Here is a 24,283-nt window from a genome sequence, read left to right on the forward strand (position 1 = left end):
TATGCTCAATGCATTGATACGTTTTTCGCTCTCTCAAAGAGCCTTGGTTATAGTTTTTTCCGCGGTGGTTTTGGTGTGGGGGGTAAAGACAGCTCTAGAGTTGCCGGTGGAGGTTCTACCGGATTTAACCAAACCCACCGTCACGCTGCTAACCGAAGCAGGTGGTTTCGCTCCAGAGGAAGTGGAGACTTTGGTAACCATCCCGCTCGAGAACGCCTTGATGGGGGCCTCGGGTGTGACACGATTGCGTTCCGTTAACGACGTGGGCTTGTCGCTTATCTTTGTAGAATTCGAATGGGGGACGGATATCTATCGGGCTCGGCAGTTCGTGCAGGAACGAATTGGCGGGGTAGCGGAACAGTTGCCTGAAGGCGTTTCGCCTTATATGACTCCGGTCGCTTCATTGATGGGAAATATTTTGCTGGTAGGGCTTTTTGATCCCACCGGAGATATGGAACCTAGGGAGTTGAGGGCCCTTGCTGATTGGACGGTTGCAAGGCGTCTGCAGTCTATTCCCGGGGTTGCTGAGGTTTTGGCTATGGGAGGTGGCGTGAAGCAGGTGCAGGTCCAGCCTTTGCCTGATCGCATGTTGGCGCTCGGTGTGAGTTACGAGGAAATTCATCGGGCGGCGGCGAATGCGGTTCGCAATACGACGGGAGGTTTTTTGACCGAGTCCGCCCAAGAGATTATGGTTCGAAATTTGGCTATGACCACGGATCTGAATGAGATTTCGGATACGGTGGTAAGCTACGACCAAGATCGTCCCATCCGGATCAGGGATGTGGCGAATGTGGTGTGGGGGGTAGAGCCGATGCGAGGCGACGCGGGACTCGGAACCAAGCTATCTGGTATGGGCGACTTCGACGCGGCCGAGGCCAAGGGATACCCGGGGGTGATTTTGAGCATTACCAAATCTCCCGGTTTCGACACCTTGGATCTTACGGGAAAAGTGGAAGCTGTTTTAGAAGAACTCAGGCCAAGCCTTCCGGAGGGGGTACGTTTAGTCACTGTGTATCGTCAGTCTGACTTTATTGATTTATCAATCGGTAATCTAAAGGAGGCTTTGCTCGACGGCTCTATTATGGTCGCGATCGTGCTATTTCTTTTTCTGCTAAATTTCAGAATTACGCTTATCACGCTTACCGCTATTCCACTTTCATTGGGGATAACTGTAATCGTATTCGATTTTTGGGGGCTAAGCGTAAACTCGATGACGCTGGGAGGCTTGGCGGTGGCGATCGGTATGGTGGTGGACGATGCGATCGTCGATGTGGAAAACGTGTTCCGGCGGCTTCGTGAGAATGTCGCTCAAAAACACCCTAAGCCGAATCTTGAGGTGATCGCGTCAGCATCCCGCGAGGTACGCTCCTCAATTCTTTATGCCACGGTGCTAATTATTTTAGTCTTTCTGCCTCTGATGGCCCTGAGCGGTGTCGAAGGAAGGCTCTTTTCGCCCATTGCAGTGGCAACCATAGTTAGCATGGCTGCGTCTTTTGTTGTATCCTTAACGGTGATACCTGTGCTCAGTAGTTACTTGCTGAAGCCAAAGGCTGGTGTGGAGCATAAGGACGGTTTTGTTGTGCGAGCCTTGAAGTGGTTCTTCGAGAAGACGTGGTTGCGACTTTCGCTCGCGCAGCCTTTGCTGGTGCTGGGGATTACTGGAGTCCTTCTCTTTTTTGCCTACTCCTCCTACGTGCGAATGGGAGGTAACTTTCTGCCAGCTTTTCGTGAGCCCACGCTGCTTGTTGCGATGACCTCTGCTCCCGGAACTTCGCTCAAGCAAACTACCGAGTTGGCTATGGTTGCTCAAGATTTGCTACTGGAAGTCCCAGAGGTCGAGACCCTCGGCTTCAGGGCGGGGCGTGCGGAGAGAGGCGACCATGTGGTCCCGGTTTCCACAGTAGAGTTTGATGTCGAATTCAAGAAAGATTTCGAGCGCTCGCCGAAAGAGGTGGTTGAGGATATCCGTAATCGCATGAGGAGTATACCTGGAACCTTTAGCGCAATGAGTGGGCCTTTGGCTGATCGCGTGGGACATATGTTGAGCGGCGTATCGGCCAAGGTAGCAGTAAAAGTATTTGGTCCTGACCTAGAAGAATTGAGGACGATCGGTAGTCAAATTGTGGATATCGCTCGCTCGATACCAGGATTGGAGGAGGCTCGCATGGAGCAACAGGCTCCGATTCCCCAACTGCGAATCGAAGTGGATCGAAAGCGAGCCTTGGCTTACGGGGTGACTCCCGGGGAGCTTAACGATCAACTCGCTGCACTCATGGGAGGAGATGCGGTGGCTGAAGTTTACGAGGGACAGAGGGTTTATGATCTGGTGGTTCGGCTGCCCTTGGAGTGGCGGGAGTCGCCAGATCGATTGGCGGAGATGTACATTGATACCATGAGTGGGCAGCGTATCCCGCTGAGCTATGTCGCCGATATCAGACAGGCGAACGGACCGAACACGATTCTGCGAGAAAACACTCTTAGGCGTTTCGTCGTATCCATAAACCCGACGGTGGATGACTTGAATACAGTAGTAGAAACGCTGCAAAGGGAAGTGACAGAGCAGATTAAATTGCCGGTCGGTTATTCGATATCCTACGAAGGGGAATATCAGGCTCAGATGGAGGCACGAAGGATGATCGCAATTGTATCCACAATTGTGTTGCTTGTGATCGTTTTTCTTCTGTTCAGCTACTTTAAGGGGTTCGGCTTTGTGCTGCTGGTTTTGACGATCGTGCCAATCTCCTTGATCGGGAGCGTATTTTACACGCGTATCACTTTGGATACTGTGAGTATCGCGACTTTGGTTGGCTTCATAGCGGTGGCAGGTATCGCGGCTCGCAACAATATCATGCTCATCTCCCACTATCTACGCTTGATGCGGTTCGAAGGAGAACCGTTTGGTCGGGCCATGGTGGTGCGCGGGACACTGGAACGCCTGGTGCCGATATTGATGACGGCGATCTCCGCCGGACTTGCTTTGATCCCGCTGGTCATCGCAGCGGAAGAACCAGGGAAAGAAATCCTAAGCCCTGTGGCAGTCGTCATCATCGGAGGCCTTGTTAGCTCCACCTTGCTTGGACTTGGAGTGACGCCGGCCCTATTTCTCAGTTTCTGCCGAAAGTCGGCTCTCAAATCGATACGCCTCAAGTCTGCCGCTTCCGAATGATGCTGGAGCCATGCATTTAACACCCAACCCGAATACCAGTTATGATTAACAGAATGAATACTCTCACCTTGCAGAGCGCGTTGCTCGCGATTGCACTCGCCTTTTCAGGCTTTGCCAGTGCCGAACCGCATCATGAGATTGAAACTCCAAATGGCGGCAGGCTTGTGACTAGCGTAGAGCCGCACTGCGAGGTCTTGGTCGCTGAGGATGGCCAAGTGAAGATCACCTTCCTTGATGATTCTGGGGCGATGGTGCCGCACTCTAGTCAGGAAGTTTCGCTGACGGCTGGAGATCGCATGAATCCAGTTAAGCTAAGTTTCGAAGAGCGCGATGGGGTTTTAGTCTCGGATGGAAAACTGGCGATGGGAAAAACAATTCCGGTTATCCTGCAAATCAAGTCTGCCGAGCTCTCCAACAGCGCTAGGGAGCGATTCAATCTGAACATGAGCGAGTGTCCGACTTGCGATAACAAGGAGTACGCTTGCTCCTGCCATGACTGAATCACCCGTCGCCAACGAGCTTGCCTGGTCGGCTCACCGTTTCTGTCCGTTCTGGATTCGTCGCCAAATCCAGTAGAGGGCGAGCCCCAGCCAGATCCACCATGCTCGTAAGGCATTTTGCAAAAGGGCTCGAAAGATCGGAAATACGATGACGAGAGTGATCCCGGTCGCGATGCCGATCCAGAGAGTCTTGTTACGAAATATGGAAATCGCCTTTCCGCTTTTCGCTTTTGGTCTCTTTTCGCCGGGGAGTTCGTCGACCACTTCCCACTCTGGATCATTACGCCTAGACATTGGTCTGGATTTGCGGGCAAAGGCGGGGCTTCGTCAACGTTTAGCTGCTGGCTGTTCAATGTGTCTCTTATAGAAGACGCTTGGCTTAGGAGGACGAGACTCTAGGTTTGATGCTCCAACCCTCTTGTTACCCCATGCTGAAAAATCCCCGAACCCAATCCGTGGAGGAATTCCACGGGCCATATGGACCCTACCAAGTCAGCGAGCTCGTACTGCAAAAGATCTGGCTCGAGCAGGCTTTCGACACGGAGCGTTTGACCGACGATCGCGGTCGTTCAATTCGCGTTGTCCATCCGGGAACTTGGAATCGCCTTGAGGGGCCTGACTTCAAAGGGGCGATTCTGGAAGTGGAAGGCGAGGAGCAGCGGGGCGACGTGGAAGTTCATTTTTCCCAATCCGATTGGAAAGCCCACGGACATCACGAGGATGGCGCGTACGAAGACGTGATTCTGCATATCTTGTATCATAATCCTCCTAATTCGAGTTCGGTAGCTGAGGACCGCCTCGGGCGTCGGCTACCTTTTGTCTGTTTGCTGCCTCTGCTCTGGTACTCGCTCGAAGAGTACGCCGGGGAAGATTCCTTGATCGCCTCAACGGGCGTGGATTTGCGACCCGAGGTTGAGAGCCTTTTGCGTTTTGATTTGGAGATTCGAAAACAAAGGCTGGTCGAGTTCGCTCGCAGGCGGTGGGAGATGAAATGCCATTACGCGGCGCTTCGCATTGAACAGCTCGGCTGGGTATCAGCCTGCCATCAAACTGCCTTGGAGGTAATGGGCTACGCTCGAAATCGCGCTCCGATGCTGCGGATCGCCGAGCGGTACCCCTTGCGGCGTTTCATAGGCGAATCGCCCTCGGTGGAGGATCTGCTATTGGCCGGAGGGGAGGGGTGGCGTTTGGGAGGTTGTCGCCCGGCGAACCAGCCGCGTCTCCGCCTCAAGCAATATTCGGACATGGTGACTGCGAGGGGATGTTGGCCGGCCTTGCTGCGAGAAGAATTCGATTTCGGTGAACTCAGCACAGCATCGCCTTTGAAAGAGGATTGGGGCACTGCAGTCGCTAGGTCTGACTTGGGTGTGGCTGAGATGCGGAATCGTTTCAAAGGGGACGTTTTTGGTAAGCGTCTAGTGGGGGCCAAGGCTGACACCTTGGTTTGCGATGGGCTTTTGCCGCTTCTTTCAGCTGGCAGGGGGCTTAAGCTATTTCCGCTCTGGTTTCATTGGAACGCCGGAAATGGTCCGGCTTCGACCTCGGAAGCCCTGCGTGTCCTGCAAGTGCTAGAGCCGCGCCGCGTTCCCATGAGCAATGGATGGCTGCAAGGGATATTAGGGATGAAAAACGAGGAATTCAGGGGAGCTTCAGGCTCCGGCCGCTTCCAAGCACACGCTTGACTTTCTGCAGGACGGGAAATTTAGTTCCCGCTTCACAATTTCAATTATCTTTTGAAAGTGGGTCGTCGACCCGCTTTTTTTTTCAAATACGCACCAACTTCTAAGATGAGCAGCGAAATTCTTTCAGTCCTTGAGTACATGGAAAAGGAGAAGGGGATCGGTCGTGAAGACATGATCTCCGCCATTATTACGGCCATTAAAAATGCCGCAGCCAAGGGCGTGAACGCTGGTCAAGAGCTCAAGATCACCATCGACCCAAGACACGGTCGCATGAATGCGTGGGCTCTCTTGGATGTCGTTGACTCCGTGAGTGATCCGAAGACTGAGATCTCCCTCGAAAAGGCCCGCCAGATCGACGACGAGCTCAACATCGGTGACGTGTACGAAAAGGAAATCGATCCTGCCTATCTGGGTCGTATCGCAGCCCAGACCGCCCGTCAGGCGATCATGCAGCGCCTTCGCCAGTTCGAGAAGGAGCGTATCTACGACGACTTCAAGGATCAGGTTGGCGACATTGTAAGTGGTATCGTGCGCCGCCGCGAACGTGGCGACCTGGTGGTCGACCTCGGCAAGGCGGAAGCCATCATGCCATCCCGCGATCAGGTTCCTGGCGAGGACTATTCTCCGGGAGAGCGTATCCGCTGCTTCTTGCTCAAGATCGAAGCCACCAACCGTGGCCCAGAGCTCATCTTAACCCGCTCCAACCCGAAATTCGTTCTTCGTCTCTTCGACTTGGAAGTGACGGAAATCGCCGACGGTACTGTTAAGATCGAAGCCTTTTCTCGCGAGCCAGGCTACCGCACCAAGATCGCAGTGAGCTCGACCGACCCGAAGGTCGATCCAGTGGGCGCTTGCGTGGGAGCTCGTGGAGCTCGAGTCAAGAGCATCGTTCGCGAGCTTGGCGGCGAGAAGATCGATATCATTCGCTACTTCGAAGATCCCAAGGAAATGGCTCTTGAAGCTCTCAAGCCAGCGGTTCCTCGCAACGTCTACATGGACGAGCGTAACCGCCGTATTTCTATCGAGGTATCAGAAGACGACCTAGCGATCGCTATCGGACGCAAGGGCCAGAACGCCCGCCTCACCTCAAAACTTGTCGGTTGGAAGATCGACATCATGAAACAAGAGATCAAGGAAGTGAGCATGGAGACCAAGCAAGCGGAAGCTGCCCAAGGTCTCAACCAGATCGAAGGTATCGATGCTGCTACTGCCGAACGTCTCGTAAACAACGGTTTGATCAGTCCGGAGCTCTTCCTAGATGTCGAGGAAGAAGACTTGGCGGAAATGGGATTCAGCTCTGAAGAAGCTGCGGACATTCTCGCTAAAGTTAAACAGTTCCTCCAGTCGCAGGGCATTTCCTCTTAATCAGCGTCTAACCGATCAATACCCATTTTTCCCACAGCTAAAAGCGACACAAACTTTCCTGCATGAGCGTTAGAATCTACCAGTTGTCCAAAGAAATCGGTCTGGAAAACGGCGAACTAATCGAGTTGCTGCGCGAGCGCGGCTTCGAGGTTAAGAGCGCGTCCAGCACGGTCGACAACATATCGGCCGAATCCCTACGAGAGGAGTTCGCCAACAATTCCTCTGCAAGCGAGAGCGAATCGACTGAGTCAGCCGCCTCCGACGAGGCGAAAGAAGAGGCAGCCCCACCGCCACCTCCATCCGCGCCGGACGTAGCTTCTTTTGTCCGTAGCCCAGACGACATCGCGAAAGAGAAGGAAGAGGCCCGCAAAGCCGCAGCCGCAGCTGCTGCCGCTCCAAAACCTGTAGCACCTCCTCCTCCGCCAGTGGCAGCTCCAAAGCCTGCCGCTCCGGCCCCCGCAGCACCTCCTCCTATGGCTCCACCGAGCGGCCCGGGTCGTATAGGTCCGCCTCCAGTGCGACCTGCTCCGGCTTCGGCGCCGAAGCCAATGGCTCCGCCGCCAGTTAATCCAGGTGTGCGTCCACCTCCGGGCATTCCACCCGTCAAGCCGGCCGCGTCTGCGCCAGCACCGAAGCCAGCTTCTCCTGCTCCCGCAGCCCCATCTCCTGCAGGACCGCCACCACCTCCGGCTCCAAGGCCAATGGGGGCTCCCAAGGCGCCTGCTGGACCAGGAACCGTTGCTCCACCTTCCGCCGGCAAGGCAGCCGGCGCTCCTGCCGATTCGGACGAGATCAAGCAGATCACTCTCAAGCCTCCAATCGTTGTTCGCGATTTCGCCATCGAGCTCGGCGTAAAGCCTTTCAAGCTGATTTCCGAGCTGATGGAGATGGGCATTTTCGCTTCCATCAACCAAAGCCTGGAAGAGGAAGTAGCTAGCAACCTAGCGGCCAAGCACGGCTTCCTTCTCGAGATCCGTCACCGCGGCGAGGGGAACAAGGCTAAGAAAAAGAAAAAGGCCGAACCCGTCGACGAAGAGGCCCTCATGGAACACCGTCCGCCGGTGGTCTGTATCATGGGACACGTTGACCACGGAAAGACTTCCTTGCTGGACTACATCCGCAAAGCGAATGTCACCAAGGGCGAAGCGGGTGGTATCACTCAGCACATCGGCGCTTACCAGATCACCCACAACGACGAGAAAATCACCTTCCTCGACACGCCGGGTCACGAAGCTTTCAACTCCATGCGCGCTCGCGGAGCGGACGTCACTGATATCGCTATCCTAGTGGTTGCGGCTGACGACGGTTTCAAACCGCAGACGGATGAAGCTTTGAAGTTTATCCAGAAGTCTGGCGTGCAGCCGATTGTGGCGATCAATAAGATCGACACCAAGGGTGCCAACGTGGATCGCGTGAAGCAGCAAATGCAAGAACGCGGAATCGCCTCCGAAGATTGGGGCGGTCAGACGATTTGCGTGGAAGTTTCCGCTTTGCAAGGGACTGGCGTCGAAGATCTGTTGGACATGGTTCTGCTCCAAGCGGAAGTCCTCGAGCTCAAGGCCAACCCAAAGAAGCAATCTTCCGGTGTTGTCATCGAAGCCTCGGTGGAAATCGGCCGTGGCCCAACCGCGACCGTTATCGTACAATCCGGTACTCTCAAGGTAGGCGACGCTCTCGTGTGCGGCGCTAGCTCCACCAAGGTGAAGGCCATGCTAAACGAGGATGGAAAGCAAGTGAAGGTGGCTCCTCCTGCCACTCCAGTGCGTGTCATTGGCTGGTCTAGCACTCCGGATTGCGGTAGCATTTACGAAACCGTCAAGAACGAGAAAGTTGCCAAGTCCAAGGCGGCTGAGAATGAGATCGAAATCAAAGCCGAGCTTGCTGCTTTGGAAGAAGAGGCGACTGCTGGCATGACTCCTCAGGAGAAACTGTTCGCAGCGATTGCCAAGACTCAGAAGAAAACACTTCGACTCATCGTCAAGGCAGACGCATTCGGTTCTCTGGAAGCTATTTGCCAAGCCCTTACTTCTATTACCAGCGAGAAGGTTGCCCTCGAAATCATCGGCAAAGGCGTCGGTGTCATCAACAAGAGCGACGTCGAAAAGGCAGCTGCCGGCGATGCGGAAATCATTGGTTTCAACGTTCGCTCGGACAATGGAGTTGCTGCGGTTGCGAAGCACAAGACCGTTAAGATCTCGACCTTCCAAATCATTTACGAGCTAGTCGATCGAGTTCGCGAGGACATGATCGAGATGCTCGACCCAGAGTTCCGCGAGAACAAGATCGGTGCCGCGGAAGTTCGTGCGGTTTTCCCAATCGCCAAGGGATTCGTGGCCGGCTGTTTGGTTACCGAAGGTCGTGTGTCGCATGGAGCGAACGCTCGCGTTCTTCGTCGCAACGCTGTCAAGCACGACAGCAAGGTTCTCACGCTTCGCCGCGTAAAGGACGATGTGAAGGAAGTGCGTGCCGGTACGGAGTGTGGTATTCAGATCGAGAAGTTCAACGACTACAAGCCGGGCGACGTTATCGAAATCTACGAAGTTCACGAAGTACGAGCAGCTCTCTAGCTTTAACCCTCTCCCAATCTTAACGGAGCGATCTCGGTCGCGAAGACTCTTTATCTTAAAAGCTGATTCGCGACCGAGGTCGCTCCTACTTTTTTAGTCCCATGAGCAAGCGAAAAGTCAGAGTCGGAGAATTGGTAAAACGCGAGATCAGCGATATCCTTCATACCCGTTTCAAAAACGAAGCGGTCACGATTACGATTACTGAAGTAGACGTGTCTCCTGACAATAAGAACGCTTTGGTTTTGTATTCAGTATTTGAAACCAAGACTTACGACCGCCGCAAGGCGCAGCAGTTCTTTCGGAAAAATGGATACATGTTTGGACGCGAATTGAGCAAGCGGATCATCCTCAAGAATTTGCCGGTGCTGACGTTCGCCTTCGATGAGAAGAATCAGGCTGCGACCAAGGTGAACGAGTTGATCGACGAATTGCAGATCCCTGAAGGAGGGGCTGCCGATTCCACGAGTCCGGAAGGGAAGTAAGGATGAGTTACTATCCGAAGTTGGCTGAAAGCTTTAGCGAATTGTTCGCGAGCGTGGCCAATGATCGCGTTCTTGTCCTTGGCCATGCACGCCCCGATGGGGACTGTATTGGCTCACAACTAGCCCTTACCCGTTTGCTCAGAGCGGAAGGCGTTGATGCGGTAGCTTACAATGCCGATCCGGTGCCAGAGGCTCTCTCGTTTCTTCTGGGCGACGTTGGTATCGAAAAATTCTCTCGCGAAGCTTTGGATGGGAGTTCGCTAATCTTTGTCGACTGTGCGGATGAAGCTCGGATAGGGCCGAAGTCGAGTAAGCTCATTTGCGGAGAGAATTTTTTGGGCAATATTGATCACCATATTTCGAATACGAATTACGCGCACTTCAACTTGGTTGAATCTGATAGCGCAGCGACCTGCGAAATTTTGGCTGGGCTCGCCTTTGATTTTGGTTGGGAAGTCGACCCTGTCACCGCCCAATGCCTTTTGACAGGTATCATGACGGATACGGGCCGCTACTCTTATGCGGCCACATCGAGTCGCGTTTTTGATCTTAGCGCGCGGCTTGTGGAATGTGGCGCGAGGCCGGTAAATACCGCCCAAGCCCTATACGAAAATGAACCGCTTTGTCGGCTCGAACTCCTGCAACGGTTTTTGGCTACCCTGCGTACAGAGAGTGATGGAAAGGTTGGTACTGGGAAATTGTTGCACAAGGACTTTCTGGATACGGGTGCCAAGTACGAGCACACGGAAGGTTTTGTCGACTACACTCGTTCGCTTCGCGGTGTGAAGGTAGGAGTCTATTTCGAAGAGCGAGAATCAACCGTGAAAGGTAGTTTTCGGGCTGAAACCGCGGACTATCGGGTCGATACCTTGGCCCGCGAATTTGGAGGCGGTGGGCATGCTTGCGCGGCAGCCTTTAGCACTGACGAATCGATAGAAGACATAGAGCCGCGAGTATTGGCTGCAGTGGCAGAACGTATCGGAAAAGTGGAGTCCGATCCAGGCGAATAATTTTAGAACGATGGAACAGAAAAGAGATCTTGAAGGCGTATTGCTAATCGACAAGCCGAAGGGGATGACTTCCCACGACGTAGTGGACCAAGTGCGTCGGAAACTTCGTATGAAGCGTATCGGGCATGCCGGTACACTTGATCCCATGGCGACAGGCTTGCTTATCATTCTAGTCGGAAAAGCTACCAAGTTGTCCCAGTTTCTAACCAGCTTGGATAAGACCTATTCTGGCACGATCAAGTTGGGGGAATCCACCAACACGCAAGATGCGGATGGTGAGATCACCACGACTAAGCCTGTTCCGGAGCTAACGCAATTGCAGGCCCAGTTTGCGATGAGTGATTTCGTGGGCGATCAGTATCAGACGCCACCTATGTTTTCTGCAGTTAAGATAAAGGGTCAACGCCTCTACAAGCTAGCCCGCAAGGGGCAGGAAGTTGAGCGTGAACCCCGTTTTATCCGTGTATCCAAATTCGAGATCACGCGCTTCGATTTGCCGGAAATCGATTTCACACTGGACTGCTCGAAGGGAACCTATGTTCGGACGCTAGCCAACGACTTCGGTGAGAAGCTCGGGTGCGGAGCCCACCTCACGGCGTTACGACGCGATGCCTCTAACGAGTTTGATACTTCTCGCGCCATCCCTCTCGACGAGTTTAAGGAAATCGAGATTTCCGAAATCGAGAAGCGACTGATTCCTGCCCACGAGGCGATGCCAAACAACCAGCTGTAGAGCGTACTGTCGAGATGAGCGAAACGCGCCAGTTCGAGAGTCTTGCTTCGGTCGATTTTGAAAAAGATCGGCCAATACATATTGCAGTTGGTATGTTTGATGGCCTGCACTTAGGTCATCAGAAGGTTATACAATCTGCTTTGGAAGCGGCTCGGGCAAGCGGCGGTGTTTGTGGAGCTCTCACTTTTTGGCCGCATCCAAGCCGATTGTTTCGGCCTTCCGATCCGGCCCGCATGATTCTCAGCCCAGAACTGAAGCGGATCGAACTCGCTAAGCTCGGACTTGATTTCATCGTTGAGGAGCCATTTACGCGAGAATTTGCCGGCATTGAGGCAGAGCGTTTTCTCGCGCATTTGAAGAGTGAGGTGCCCAACCTCGCGTCCGTGCACGCTGGTGAGAACTGGCGATTTGGAAAAGGACGAAAAGGAGATATGGATGAGCTGGTTCGGCAGGGGATCGAATTAGGCGTATCTGTCGATTCGGTGGATTGTCTCGAGTCTGGATCGGAGCGGGTGAGCAGTACACGTATCCGAAATCTGCTCACGGAGGGAGCGTTTGAGCACGCAAGTGAACTCTTGGGTTACGACTACTACAGTATCGGAACGGTGACCCAGGGAAAGCGTATGGGGCGAACCATAGACGCCCCGACTTTGAACCTCCCATTCGAGGGGGACCTGAAGCCGGCATACGGAGTTTATGCCGTTAGCGTATCGGATGTGGCTTTGGGCAAGCAGTATCCAGCGGTGGCAAACTTTGGACTGCGCCCAACAGTTGAAATGACCAAGAAGCCTTTGTTGGAGGCGTTTTTGCTAGCTGAGTGTCCCTTCGATTACGGTCATCGACTCAAGGTTGTCTGGCACAAGTTTCTCCGGCAGGAGCAAAAGTTCAACGGTGTGGCGGAGCTTAAAGAGCAGATCGCCAAAGACGTGAAAGCGGCAAAAGAGTTTTTTCAGCTAAGAGAAAGCAAGTAGCGCCCGGATCCCTCAAATTTCGAACCGATATGGCCAAGAAAAAGAGACTCGACGAGATTGTTTTGGAGCGCGGCTTTGCCAGCTCGCGAAGCGAGGCGAAGGCTTTGATCATGACTGGAAAGGTTCGACTGGGAACGGAGCGATTGACCAAGGCTGGGACCAAGTACGAGGAGGACCTTGCTATCGAAGTCGAGGCGGGCCAGCGATTTGTGGGTCGTGGCGGTGAAAAGCTTCTGGGTTGGATTGAGCAATTCGGGCTCGCGTTTGAAGGGAGCCACGTGCTTGACGTGGGCGCTTGCACTGGAGGCTTTACAGACTGCGCTCTGCAGCACGGAGCGGAGAGCGCTACCTGTGTGGATGTAGGCTACGGCCAACTACACATGAAGCTGCGCAATGATGAGCGGGTAACGAATCTCGAAAAAACGAACGCCCGCTACCTAACGGCCGAGCTTTTGCCACGTCCCGACTATGACCGTATGGTTATGGATCTCTCCTTTATTTCGCTCAAAACGGTATTGCCCTGCGTTTGGCCTTTTCTGAGTTCGGGTGGGACTTTGGTGGCTCTCGTCAAACCTCAGTTTGAAGTTGGTAAGGAGATCGCGGACAAGTTTAGAGGCGTGATTCGCGACGAAAAGGCCCGTGAGAAGGCCATGGAGGATGTGAAGTCCTTCGCTTTAGAAAACCTTGAGGGGGCGGAGTACGTGGGAGAAATGGTATCGCCAATCAAGGGTGGTGACGGAAACGTGGAGTTCCTTCTGGGGCTGCGAAAGGCCGATTAGGCTTTCGCAATTGAAAAACAGCGGCTTGTCCCTTTGACTCTTCAAAATTCTCTGATGGCGGAAATCAAGCAGCTAGCGTTTGTCATAAATGGATCCAAAAACGGATCCCGTGAGTTGGTTGAGGTATTGGCCGAAATCGCGGAGGTAAACGGCGTCAAAACGAAGTCGATCACTGGTTTTCCCGTACCCCATGGAGCGTTTTCCGATATGGATGCCTGCTGTGTGGTGGGCGGGGATGGAACGTTTCTGAGTGCGGCGGCGGAGGCTACTCGCTGCCAGATTCCGGTGATTGGGGTAAATCGAGGAACCTTAGGTTTCCTGACCACCTATACTTCGGAAGAGGTAGCAGGCCTTTTCCCTTCGGTTTTGAAGGGGGAGTTCAAGGCTCAGGAGAGAACTTTGCTCGAGTGCTCCGCTCAAGACAGCCATACCGACCTCGCCCTCAACGACGTGGTGATCAAAGCGGCCGACTCTAGCCAGATCATCCACATCAACGTATTCGCGGATGACGAATTCGTGACGACGTATGTGTGCGATGGGCTCATCTTCGCGACTCCTACCGGATCAACCGCTTATACACTCTCTGCAGGTGGGCCACTGATGCATCCTGCGGCGGAAGCCATTTCACTGACGCCGATTTGTCCGCATACTCTGAGCAATCGATCCATCATTTTCCCGAGTGACAAGAAGCTGCGTATTGAAAACGCCAAGCCGGGTCAGCGATTGTTGGTCGCGCTGGATGGACAAAGAAATCTGAATATCTTGGAAGGAAGCTCGCTGTGCGTTTCCGTGTCCGAACATCGGCTCAAGATCGCTCAGAAACTTGACTACTCCCACTTCAATGTTGTGCGCCATAAGTTGAAGTGGAGCGGCGGATACGCGGGAGAGATTTAGGCTAAAGATTAAGGTCGTTATGTCCAAGTTGTCTGATGCCCGTTTGGCCGATTGGTTGGATCAAGTTGGTCAAGGCTTGGAATCGGGCTTGGACGCGAGCGCGTCAGTTTCATTCGCAAACGACTTGCCGAAAGGCGGAAGCTCGAAACTGCAAAACCTTCTCGAAAGCGGGGAAGGTTGGGTAGACTCCTTAGAAAAAGCGGGCGTTCCCCTTCGCTTCTCGGAGTTCGCTATCCTGGAAGCTTCGGCTCAAGCGGGCCGCTTGCCCTCAGCGATGAAGAAGATTGCGGACGGGCGAAGAGAGCTGAGGAAGGTGAAGATCAGAATTCGGCTCGCGCTCGCTTATCCCATTTTTCTCGTTCATTTCGCAGCTCTTGTTTTTTCCCTTTCGTATCTGCTCGATGGCGACACGAGGGGGTTCGTCTTTTCGGTGGGAGTGGTGGTCGTGCCGGTTTGGTTTCTGTTTTCTTTAGGATGGACGGTAGCGACTTATTGGCCTCAGAAATTGAAAGCTCTGGGACGCAAGCTACCTTTATTTTCCTCCTATCGGGTGAATTGGGATGCCGGCACGCTTTGCGATGTTTTGAGCTCCTGTTTGGCCGCAGGTATGGAGATCAGTAAAGCGTGGGAGATAGCGCTTGTTGCCGCCGATAGCCCCAAGCTGCATCGCATGGGTGATGCGGTTCTTCGCTCGATTGCTTCAGGGCAAAAGGCCAGCCTTGGTATCAAGGAAACCTCGCAATGCGCTCCCAAGGGCTTCCCTCAACTCTACATAGGAGGAGAAGAGACAGGCCAACTTGAACAGAATCTCAAAAAGGCGGCGGAGCGTTATTTTTCCGCTGCCAAAGGAAAACTGCTGTTGGCCAGTATCTTTTATCCGAAAATTCTTTTGTTAGGAATTTTCGGATACGTCGCCTACAAGATCATTCTGTTCTTTAGCGACTATTTTCAGCAGTTGATGGATATCAACGCTTAGGGTTAAAAGAAAGCGGACTCCCAACTCTAGCAGACATCAACTTGCTCTTCTCAGTGTTTATTCCGAGTGGTGTTCGTATAGTTTGAGTTTCGCGACCTCTGTTTGAAACAAGGTGGCCTCGTGCTGGTAGAAATCTTTGAAGGCGGCTTGAGAAGCCTCTGGGGAGCCGAGGTAAGGGGTGTGAGGGCCTTCCCAATCAGCGTTTATCCAAGTCAGCACCCACGCTATTCGGCTGGCCTTTTCACTTGCAAGGATTGGCTCTAAAACGGATTCCATCCACCAATTGGGTTGCTCCGAATGGTAGTCGACAAAACCGGTGGTACTGTAACCAGTTTCTGTAAAAGCTGCGACCTTTCCGTGTTGTTCTGCGAAGTCTACAACCTCTTCGAGTGTAGAAACCATTTGCTCCACCGAAAACCAACCCACAGTTGGGTTGCCTTGTCCGTAACCGTCGAAACCGATCACGTCCACGTATTCATCCCCTGGATAATAGTCGAGAGCCAGCGACTTGTCTGGAGACCAGCAAAAGAGCATGTAATCCGTACGCTCGGAGAGGTATTCGACGAGGATCCGGTAGGCCGCGCGATAGGTCTCCGGTCCGCCTTTTAGCTTACTGCCCCACCAGAACCAGTTCCCGTTCATTTCATGGAAAGGGCGGAATACGATGGGGAACTTGAGCTCCTCGTTCACCACTCGTAGCACTTCATCGAGGCTTTCGTAGAACCAAGTGACATCTCCGTCGGAATCGTCGTTGTGGACAACGTTGTAGAGAATTTCCGCGTCCTTTTCGTGCCAGTTGTGGGAAATGCCATACTTGCCTCGCCAATGGTAATCGAAGGTAACCATCGCTCCTGATTCATAGGCTGTTCTGGCAGCAATCTTGTGGGCCACGCGTTCGTGCGGATCCTTGTCTATCAGGAAGTGAAAATCGCTCCCATGTACGCCTGGATGATCTCCGACTACGTCTTTAACATCGGAAGTAGTGGAATCATTGATACCCTTCATCGCCCGCATGTAGCTCAATGGGAATTCCTGACCGAACATGATTTTATCCGTTTCCCAACCGAGATGATGAAGGTTTGCCAGAAGGTTTTTTGTTTCAGGAGTCACGGTAGAGTCGACTGGCTCGGGCTGGTTTTTGCCTTGGCAGGCTGTGAGCAGCGGTAAGCTTAGTATGGACAGTGATAGAAGTTTTTTGAACGTCATGAATCTTTCGGTCAGTCTTCGGGCGGTGATGAATATACGTTTAGATTGGATACATCGGCTTGAAAGAGAGTCTCTTCAGCCTCGTAGAATTTGATGAAGTCGTCTTTGGCAGCTTGCGGTGAATCGGAGTTTGGGATGTAGGGGCCTGACCATTGGGCGTTAATCCAAGTCAGAACCCAGGCAATTTTCCCAGCTTCCGGATCCTCTGCGATTGGATCGAGGATATGGGTTGTCCACCAGTCTGGATCTGCTGTTTCAAATGAGCCTCCCAAGGTGTAGCCGGTTTCGGTGAGGGCAGCCACCTTGCCTCGCTCTTCGGCGAAAGCGATGATCTCGGTCAATTTGCTAATCGGGCGACCAGATTCCGTCATATTGTAGATATCGCGGCCGATCATGTCGACGTAGTCGTCACCTGGATAAAATTGTTCGAAATCTTGCAAAGCAACGTCGGGGCTCCAGCAAAACAAGACATAGTCGGTCCGCTCCCGCATGTATTCGACCAAGAGGCGGTAAGCGGCTCGGTAAGTTTCGGCGCCCCCTTGCATCTGGCTACCCCACCAGAACCAAGCCCCATCCATTTCGTGAAAAGGGCGAAACACGATCGGGAAGCGTAAGTCCTCGTTTATTATGGCGAGAATCCGGTCCAGACTTTCATAAAACCAAGTCACGTCGCCCCGCGAATCATCGCCTCGCACCACGTAGTCTAAAAGCGTGTCGTCCTCTTCGTGGGCTTGATAGCTGCCTCCGTATTTGCCGGGCCAGTGATAGTCAAAGGTAACGATTGCTCCCGATTCATAAGCTCGCACCGCGGCGGCTTTGTGCAGATCTTCGTGCCAGGGTTGATCGATCATGTAGAGAAAGTCGCTGCCATGAACTCCCGGGTGGTCGCCCACCACATCCTTGCTTTCTGATTGGTCGATGTCGTCGCTGCCAATGTTGTCGGTGGAATTGAAGGAAAGGGGAAACTCTTGACCGAAGGCGTATCGGTTCGGATCCCACCCGATGCGATGCAGGTTTTTGAGTAGGTTGGCAGTTTCCTCGGTGACCGAAGGATCAGCAGAGAAAGGACCCTCCAGTCGAACAAGGCGAAGGAAGTTCGATCCGGACAAGATCAGCTCGCAGACGAATTCCCAGTTACCGTTGCTAAGGGCATTTTCCTCAACGACGGAGAGGGGGGCGTCCGTCGCGAAGAACCAATTTTGGCCGTCGCTATCAAAATCGAGAATGTAGTCCTGCCATGACTCTAGGTCAGTGGAGAGTTGCAGGCCGAATTTCGAATTGGCGGTGTTGCTGCCAACTTCGAACTGGGTCCGAAGGGCAGTCGCTTCGAGGGTGTTTTCTAGTTCAGTTGATTGGGTAGAAGCGGCGACAGCGATTCCCGCCGCGATCGTAAAAGAGAGAGTGCGGAGCATATGGGGTTTTGAGATTAGGTACCCCAGAAAATAGCCTGTTCCTCCGCTAAATAACAGGCGAAGGAGCGTACGGAAATGGAGTCTGATTTATACCGTCTCCGTGACCCAACTCCGGCTCGTGACACCACTAAAATAGTCCCAACTGATTGTCGTCGGTTTCCACCTTGATCTTCTTACGAGGCTTGGCGACTGGGGTAGGGCTCGAAACGGTTACGCTCGCGTCGTCGGATTCGAGCCGCTCCAAGATCTCCTTCGCCCGATCGATCACGGGTGTTGGCAAGCCTGCGAGGCGGGCGACCTGGATTCCGTAGCTGCGGTCGGCAGCTCCCTTAACGACTTGGCGTACGAAGACGATATCGTCGTTCCATTCCTTTACAGCGACGCTGTAGTTTTCGAGGCGGTTTAGGTGCTTGTCGAGCTGAGTAAGCTCTTGGTAGTGGGTAGCAAAAAGTGTCTTGGGTCCCGCGTTCGAATCGCGATGCAAGTGCTCGATAACGGACCAGGCGATGGAAAGTCCGTCGTAGGTCGAAGTGCCACGGCCGATCTCGTCGAGGATAATGAGCGAACGTTCGGTGGCGTTGTTGAGGATGTTGGCCGTTTCGTTCATCTCCACCATAAAGGTCGAGTTACCTCGGGCTAAATCGTCGCTTGCTCCCACGCGAGAGAAGATACGGTCGACCACTCCGATTTTGGCCGAGGCGGCAGGTACCCAGCACCCTACTTGAGCCATTAATGTGATCAAGGCGACCTGACGAATGAAGGTCGATTTACCTGCCATATTCGGCCCAGTGATGAGGTGTATTTGATTTTCGGAGGCGCTGATATCTATACCGTTTGGCACGAAGGCGTGAGTCCCAGCCAGACCCTGATTATCTTTGCGCAGCATCTGCTCCACAACCGGGTGGCGACCTTGGTCGATCTCAATTTTATCTGAGTCGTCGAGCTCGGGCTTGGCGTAATCCCAGCGGCGAGCGATTTCCGACCAACCGCAAAATACGTCTAGCTCCGCGAGGGCGGAAGCGGTTTCCTTCAGAGCGACCGATTCCTCGAGAACCGCTTCTATGAGGCCTTGGAATAGCTCCTCTTCGCGACGCTTGGAATTTTCTTCCGCGTGGAAGATCTCCTTCTCTTTGATTTTCAGATCATCGGTGATGAAGCGTTCCGCGTTTACGGTCGTTTGCTTGCGTATGTAGTTTTCCGGTACGTTGGCTAGATTTGATTTGGTAACCTCGATGAAATAACCGAAGGCTCCGTTATATTTGACCTTCAGGTTTTTGATACCGGTGCGTTCACGTTCCGTTGATTCAAGATCGGCTAGCCAAACCTTGTTGTCTGTAGTGAGGGAGAGCATACGATCCAGCTCCGGATCGTAGCCGGTGGCGATGTAGCCTCCGTCGTCTAGCTTGCTTGGAAGCTCCTCCTTCAAGGCCCTGTCGAGAAGTTCCGTCAGAGCGGGTAAAGTGTGAAGCCTTTGGCTGAGTTCTTCCAAGGCGTTGCCCTCGACTTCTTGCAGGGTCGCTCGAATCTCGGGAATCTGGGCCAACGTATCGCGGACACCACCCAATTCGCGCGGATTGCGAAGGCGGTTCTGCATGCGGGAGAGAATACGCTGAATATCCCGAACCGACTTTAGCGTGCTTTGCAGTTCGGTGGCCGCCATCGGGTTCTTGTAAAATTGCTCAACGGAGTCGAGTCGCCGGTTGAGCTCGGGGATGTTTCGTTCCGGGGCGATGAGCCACTGTTCCAGCAGTCGAGCCCCAGCCGCGGTTTTGCAGCCGTTGATCGCTTCGATTAGGGAGCCTTCGCGTAGTCCGCGAGTTGACTTAAATATCTCAAGGTTTCTGAGCGTAGCTGGATCTATCAGCAAGGATGCCTTGGAACTGTATTCGCGGATAGACGACAGGTTTTCCGGCTTAGAGCATAAGGTTTCGTTGGCGTAGTGGAGTAGGGCGCCTGCGCAACCTAAGGCATCGTGTGTCTTGTCCAGACCGAAGCCTTCAAGGTTGATGACGCCCAGCGTTTCCATCACCGCTTGGGCGCCCGCGTCGCAGTCAAACTGGAATCCCGGCAGCTCCGAGGTGGAGCGAGAATTCGCGAAATGTATCAGCTCCTCGTATACGGTGTTATGATGGGAGTTGTTTCTCCAAGATTCTTGTGTTCCCTCGATGAGTAGCAGTTCGGCAGGGTCGATGGAAACGAGGGCAGGTAGCAGGTCATCTGGATTCGGATCATGGGCGATACGGAATTCTCCAGTTGAAAGGTCAATCCAGGCCAAGGAGAAGCCGGATTTGTCAAATTCGATGGCTGCCAAGTAGTGGTTGCGCTGGGAGTCGAGTTGATTGTCCTCGATGGTTGTCCCCGGAGTCAGAATTCGGGTCAATGCGCGTTTGACCAATTTGCCCGCTTGAGGCGTTTCTACCTGTTCGCAGATGGCGACCTTCATTCCGACCTTGAGGACCTTGCCGATATACTGTTCTGCCGCGTGGAAGGGGATGCCCGCCATTTGGTAGTCGCTTCGCTTGGTAAGCGTGATCCCGAGCACCTGTGCTCCTACGACCGCGTCCTCGTGAAACATTTCGTAGAAGTCACCCAATCTAAAAAGCAGCAATGTATTGGCAGGGAGGGTCTTACGAACCTCGAAGTATTGCTGCATCATGGGGGTGAGTTTCTTCTCGCGGGCCATTGGGTACGGGTTTTGTCGAATCAGTAGCGTGGATCTTGTCTAGGCGAAGGCAGGAAATTTGGGAATAGGCGGCAGGAGGTAAAGGGAGAAGTTTTTGGATCCACAGAATTGCTAGGCGGGGCAGGGCATATTCGCCCAACTTAGGTGGCAGCGGCTTCCACGGCATGGCAAATGCATGGCGGCTGGCTTTTCAAAAATGAGCAAAGGCATCCTATACGCGTCCGGCACCTATTTCTTCTTCGGGATTCTTCCCTTGTACTGGAAGATGCTTGGCTCTGTGCCGGCAGGTGAGATTCTGGCCCATCGCATTTCTTGGTCCTTCCTCTGCCTTGCACTCTATTTTGCAGTGAAGCGGAATTTCGGCTGGCTGAAAGTTTTTGCGGGGAATGGGCGCCTGCTTTTGTTCGCTTTTGCGACAACGCTCCTCGTGACGGCGAACTGGGGGATTTATATCTGGGCGGTGAATGCGGGGCGCGTCATCGAGTCGAGCCTAGGCTATTTCATGAATCCGTTGGTAAGCGTCTTGATCGGTGTGGTCGTATTGGGTGAGCGACTACGAGCCTGGCAATGGCTCTCGGTGGCCATCGCCTTTGCGGGCGTGCTTTATCTTTCTGTAAACCTCGGGACCGTCCCTTGGGTCGCCCTCGGTCTGGCTGGATCATTTTCACTCTATGGAATGCTCAAAAAGAAGAGCAGCCTAACCACGATGCAGGGCATGTTTGCTGAGACAGCCGGGGCGTTTTTACCTGCAGCAGGCTATATCGTCTGGCAAGAATTTCAGGGACAGGGGGCTCTTGGAAATGGGGATCCGAAGATCGTTAGCCTCTTGGCCGTAAGCGGCATCCTCACCGCAATCCCTCTTATTCTTTTCGCCAAGGCGGCGAAACTGATTCCGCTGTCACTGTTAGGGATTCTTCAATACATGACGCCGACTCTTCAGTTTTTGCTCGGGGTGTTCGTATTCAAGGAAGCGATGAGCAGCGATCGTTTGATCGGGTTCGCGTTCATTTGGTTCGCTCTCCTAATCTACACTTCCGAAGGATTGCTCAAACGGCGATCGGCGACCCGAGCTCTAGCGGCACGGGCCGGAACGGCGTAAACCAAAGATCGGCTTAAGAATTCATGGCCGCGAAGGCTTGGGAGAGATCGGCAATCAAATCCTGCGGGTTTTCCAGTCCGACTGAGAGGCGAATGGTACCGAGCTCGATACCAAGATCGCAGAATCGTTCTGGTGGAATCTCTTTGGCCAAGCTGATGGCGGGGGCGTAAATCAAGCTTTCGTGGCCTCCCCAGCTTACGCCGATCTGGAATAGCGAGCAGGCGTTGACGAAGGCTTTGATTTTAGGGAGTTCGGTTTCCTTCAGGTTAAAGGCGAACAGGCCGGAACCGCCGGTCATCTGCTTTTTGTAGAGCTCATGCTGACTGCTCGAGGGTAGAGCTGGGTGCATGACCAGACCAACCTGCGGGTGAGCTTCCAGCCACTCGGCGACTGCCATGGCATTGGACTGATGTTTCTCCATGCGGAGGGTCAGTGTGCGTAGACTGCGGATAAGCAACCAAGCCTCGTAAGGGGCCATCTTTGCCCCGAGCAGAGCATGCTCGGTGAGGATGATGGAGCGGATGTCTTCTGCCTTGCCAATAATGACGCCCGATACGATGTCACTGTGGCCTCCCAAGTATTTGGATACGGAGTGGACTTCCAGATCGATGCCCAGTTCGAGGGGACGCTGAAATATCGGCGTGGCCCAGGTATTGTCGATCACGGTGTGGATGCCTTTGCTTTTTGCTAGGCTCGTAACCGCTTGGATGTCTTGCAAACTGAATACGACGGAGGACGGACTTTCTAAATAGATAAGCTTGGTCTTCTCCGTGATGGCCTGCTCGAAGTCTTCGATTGAATTTCCCTCCACAAAGGTGGTCGTAATGCCGCATTTTTCCGGAAGGTACTTGCCCAGAAAATTGCTCGTGGGGCCGTAGACATTTTTAACGGTTACGATGTGGTCGCCCTGTTTCACATAGTGCAGGATGGCGCTGCTGATGGCCCCCATTCCCGAAGCGAAAAGGCGTGCCCGTTCGCCTCCTGCGAGTTGGGCGATCTTGCGCTCCGCTATCTCGACCGTCGGATTGATGCCCCGAGAATAGATGTAGCTGTCGGCGGGCTTTTGGAAGGCCTCGTCGATCGCATCCCAGGACTCGAAGGTGAAGAGGCTGTTTTGTGAAATGGGAGGGACCACGGCGCCTTTTTGGCCCGCTGGATCCTCCGCGAAGTGCATCAGGTCAGTATCGTAGTTCATGTGGAAAGGGGCTTCGAGCTAGCGGTTTTCTTGTAGAAGCAAGCGAAGCCGGTGAAAGCGAAAATAAAGGCGAGGGCGTAGTTGAACCAGGCGAGCAGTTGCCATGGGGCGTAGTCGAGTGGCGAGACGCCGAGCGCGGTGGTCATATAAACTCCGGTCGCAGTCCAGGGCAGCAAGTTCTCCATCATGGTTCCGCCGTCTTCCAGGCAACGGGAGAGCACTCGCCGAGGAATTCCCAGTTCGTCGAAGCGTTTGCCGAAGGCGGTGCCGACCAGGAAGCTGGTTGCGAATTGGTTGGAGGTTAGTGCGTTGGTCGCAGTGGAGGAAAGAAGGGCGGTCACGATGGTGATGGGACGTTTTACTGCGAAAACCAGTACCCGCTGCGTCACTGCTTCGAGGGCGTGAACGACTTCCAATGTGCCCACGAAGGCGAAGACGAGAATCGCGACTACGATGCCAGAAATGAGATTGTAGAGCCCGCCGCGATCCAGAAGCGTCACCACGCTGGGCGGAAGAGGTTCGCTGCGACCGCCGATCATATCGGGATCGAATCCGGAGATTAGGGATTCCAGAATAGCTCCGCTCGGAAAAGGCTGGTAAATCAAAGCGATGCCGACGGCGAGGATCGCCGAAACGATCAAGGTGGGAGCAGTTGGTTTCCGTTTGATCGAACCCCAGAGCACAACCCCGATGGGTAGGAGAAGCACGGGCGAAAACGTGAAGGAGTCAGCGAGAGCGGTTAAGGTCGCATCGACGGATTCGGAATTGATTTCGTTGGCACTTGGGTCACTGGCGAAGCCGATGATCGTGTAGGCGATGCAGGCGAGAGCCGAGGCCGGCAGGGTGGTCCACATCTGAGAGCGAACGTGGTCGAAGAGATCCACCTCGGTGGCGAGAGCGGCGATATTGGTCGTGTCGGATAGAGGTGAAAGCTTGTCGCCGAAATAGGAACCACCGACCACGGCTCCGGCGGTCAAGGCGAGGTCCGCTCCGAGAACTTGGGCAATACCCAGAATGACCACCCCGATGGTGCCAGCGGAACCCCAAGAAGTGCCGGTCAAAGTCGAGAATATGGCCGGAATGATAAAGGCACACAGGTAGAGGTACTGCGGATCGATCATGTTCACGCCGTGATAGACCAGCATCGGTATGATGCCTGCGGTGACCCAACTGCCGATCAGCACCCCGATGGCGAAAAGGATGAAGATCGCGGGGAGGGCTTGGGTGACGCGGGTGACCATGGCGTTCTGGATGGTTTCCCATTCGTATCCCAGAAAAGATAGGTTCGCGATGGAAACCGCGAGAGCCAAAAGGAAAACGAGCTCCAGAGTCGAAGAGGGCTGTCCGAGGACCAAGGGCTGTACTATGAGACCGAATACGAGGATTCCCAGCAGGGCGAGAATGGGCAGAATCTGACGAGCGAAAGGCACAGGCGGACCGTCGCTCACTTTTGGAGTGGCGTTACTAGACATCGGCCTCGCCGCTAGCAAGTGATGCGCCACGGAATCAGGCGTTTAGGGGTAGGCTCGAATTGTCCGAATGAGGCAGGTTGGGCCGTTTTTG

General features: G+C 53.8%; 19 protein-coding genes. 13 read left to right on the top strand and 6 right to left on the bottom strand.

The genetic code is table 11. The features are described 5' to 3' along the window. The first annotated feature begins 1 nt into the window (after position 1). Entirely contained in the window at positions 2 to 3,166 is a 3,165-nt protein-coding gene (locus H5P27_RS03560; RefSeq protein ID WP_185659005.1) for an efflux RND transporter permease subunit, read from the top strand. Between the two features lie 41 nt (positions 3,167 to 3,207). Beyond that, the gene (locus H5P27_RS03565) at positions 3,208 to 3,666 is read left to right on the top strand and encodes a hypothetical protein (RefSeq protein ID WP_185659006.1); all 459 of its coding nucleotides are present in this window, start codon (positions 3,208 to 3,210) and stop codon (positions 3,664 to 3,666) included. Positions 3,667 to 3,699: 33 nt separating this feature from the next. Here the strand turns inward: H5P27_RS03565 and H5P27_RS03570 are convergent, their stop codons facing one another. Then, the gene (locus H5P27_RS03570) at positions 3,700 to 3,960 is read right to left on the bottom strand and encodes a hypothetical protein (protein WP_185659007.1); all 261 of its coding nucleotides are present in this window, start codon (positions 3,958 to 3,960) and stop codon (positions 3,700 to 3,702) included. A 134-nt stretch (positions 3,961 to 4,094) separates the two neighbouring features. On the opposite strand from H5P27_RS03570, the gene H5P27_RS03575 reads away from it, so the two are divergent. The 10 genes from H5P27_RS03575 to H5P27_RS03620 all read left to right on the top strand — a co-directional run bounded on the left by H5P27_RS03575 (position 4,095) and on the right by H5P27_RS03620 (position 15,125). Continuing rightward, on the top strand, positions 4,095 to 5,348 hold the full coding sequence (locus H5P27_RS03575) for a DUF2851 family protein (protein WP_185659008.1): 1,254 nt from the start codon (positions 4,095 to 4,097) through the stop codon (positions 5,346 to 5,348). 105 nt (positions 5,349 to 5,453) lie between these two features. Then, complete coding sequence (nusA, locus tag H5P27_RS03580; protein WP_185659009.1) at positions 5,454 to 6,713, top strand: transcription termination factor NusA; 1,260 nt, start codon at positions 5,454 to 5,456, stop codon at positions 6,711 to 6,713. 62 nt (positions 6,714 to 6,775) lie between these two features. Continuing rightward, positions 6,776 to 9,280 carry a translation initiation factor IF-2 gene (gene infB / locus H5P27_RS03585; protein WP_185659010.1) on the top strand — a complete coding sequence of 835 codons (2,505 nt, stop codon included), beginning with the start codon at positions 6,776 to 6,778 and terminating at the stop codon, positions 9,278 to 9,280. Positions 9,281 to 9,381: 101 nt separating this feature from the next. Then, positions 9,382 to 9,762 carry a ribosome-binding factor A gene (locus tag H5P27_RS03590; RefSeq protein ID WP_185659011.1) on the top strand — a complete coding sequence of 127 codons (381 nt, stop codon included), beginning with the start codon at positions 9,382 to 9,384 and terminating at the stop codon, positions 9,760 to 9,762. 2 nt (positions 9,763 to 9,764) lie between these two features. Then, positions 9,765 to 10,772, top strand: a complete 1,008-nt coding sequence (locus tag H5P27_RS03595; RefSeq protein ID WP_185659012.1) for a DHH family phosphoesterase — start codon at positions 9,765 to 9,767, stop codon at positions 10,770 to 10,772. Positions 10,773 to 10,782: 10 nt separating this feature from the next. Next, a complete protein-coding gene (gene truB / locus H5P27_RS03600; RefSeq protein ID WP_185659013.1) occupies positions 10,783 to 11,505 on the top strand; it encodes a tRNA pseudouridine(55) synthase TruB in 723 nt (240 codons plus the stop codon). 14 nt (positions 11,506 to 11,519) lie between these two features. After that, positions 11,520 to 12,476 (top strand): riboflavin biosynthesis protein RibF, encoded by a 957-nt coding sequence (ribF, locus tag H5P27_RS03605; protein WP_185659014.1) that lies wholly within the window; start codon positions 11,520 to 11,522, stop codon positions 12,474 to 12,476. Positions 12,477 to 12,505: 29 nt separating this feature from the next. Then, positions 12,506 to 13,255 carry a TlyA family RNA methyltransferase gene (locus tag H5P27_RS03610; protein ID WP_185659015.1) on the top strand — a complete coding sequence of 250 codons (750 nt, stop codon included), beginning with the start codon at positions 12,506 to 12,508 and terminating at the stop codon, positions 13,253 to 13,255. 54 nt (positions 13,256 to 13,309) lie between these two features. After that, positions 13,310 to 14,149, top strand: coding sequence for an NAD(+)/NADH kinase (locus H5P27_RS03615; RefSeq protein ID WP_185659016.1), 840 nt, complete (start codon positions 13,310 to 13,312; stop codon positions 14,147 to 14,149). Positions 14,150 to 14,168: 19 nt separating this feature from the next. Further along, the gene (locus tag H5P27_RS03620) at positions 14,169 to 15,125 is read left to right on the top strand and encodes a type II secretion system F family protein (RefSeq protein ID WP_185659017.1); all 957 of its coding nucleotides are present in this window, start codon (positions 14,169 to 14,171) and stop codon (positions 15,123 to 15,125) included. Between the two features lie 57 nt (positions 15,126 to 15,182). Here the strand turns inward: H5P27_RS03620 and H5P27_RS03625 are convergent, their stop codons facing one another. The 3 genes from H5P27_RS03625 to mutS form a co-directional block, all read right to left on the bottom strand. Further along, on the bottom strand, positions 15,183 to 16,331 hold the full coding sequence (locus tag H5P27_RS03625) for a glycoside hydrolase family 26 protein (protein ID WP_185659018.1): 1,149 nt from the start codon (positions 16,329 to 16,331) through the stop codon (positions 15,183 to 15,185). Positions 16,332 to 16,342: 11 nt separating this feature from the next. Next, a complete protein-coding gene (locus H5P27_RS03630) occupies positions 16,343 to 17,743 on the bottom strand; it encodes a glycoside hydrolase family 26 protein (RefSeq protein ID WP_185659019.1) in 1,401 nt (466 codons plus the stop codon). A 127-nt stretch (positions 17,744 to 17,870) separates the two neighbouring features. Continuing rightward, positions 17,871 to 20,426: a DNA mismatch repair protein MutS gene (gene mutS / locus H5P27_RS03635; RefSeq protein ID WP_185659020.1), complete on the bottom strand. Its 2,556-nt coding sequence runs from the start codon at positions 20,424 to 20,426 to the stop codon at positions 17,871 to 17,873. Positions 20,427 to 20,622: 196 nt separating this feature from the next. On the opposite strand from mutS, the gene rarD reads away from it, so the two are divergent. Then, the gene (gene rarD / locus H5P27_RS03640; RefSeq protein ID WP_185659021.1) at positions 20,623 to 21,525 is read left to right on the top strand and encodes an EamA family transporter RarD; all 903 of its coding nucleotides are present in this window, start codon (positions 20,623 to 20,625) and stop codon (positions 21,523 to 21,525) included. Between the two features lie 13 nt (positions 21,526 to 21,538). Here the strand turns inward: rarD and H5P27_RS03645 are convergent, their stop codons facing one another. Together H5P27_RS03645 and nhaC are read right to left on the bottom strand one after the other, a co-directional pair. Further along, positions 21,539 to 22,720, bottom strand: coding sequence for a trans-sulfuration enzyme family protein (locus H5P27_RS03645; protein WP_185659022.1), 1,182 nt, complete (start codon positions 22,718 to 22,720; stop codon positions 21,539 to 21,541). Then, a complete protein-coding gene (gene nhaC, locus H5P27_RS03650) occupies positions 22,717 to 24,192 on the bottom strand; it encodes a Na+/H+ antiporter NhaC (RefSeq protein WP_185659023.1) in 1,476 nt (491 codons plus the stop codon). The genes H5P27_RS03645 and nhaC overlap by 4 nt, the downstream gene beginning before the upstream one ends. Positions 24,193 to 24,283 lie beyond the last annotated feature (91 nt).

Origin of the sequence: Pelagicoccus albus, assembly GCF_014230145.1 — a bacterium.
GTDB lineage: Bacteria > Verrucomicrobiota > Verrucomicrobiia > Opitutales > Opitutaceae > Pelagicoccus > Pelagicoccus albus.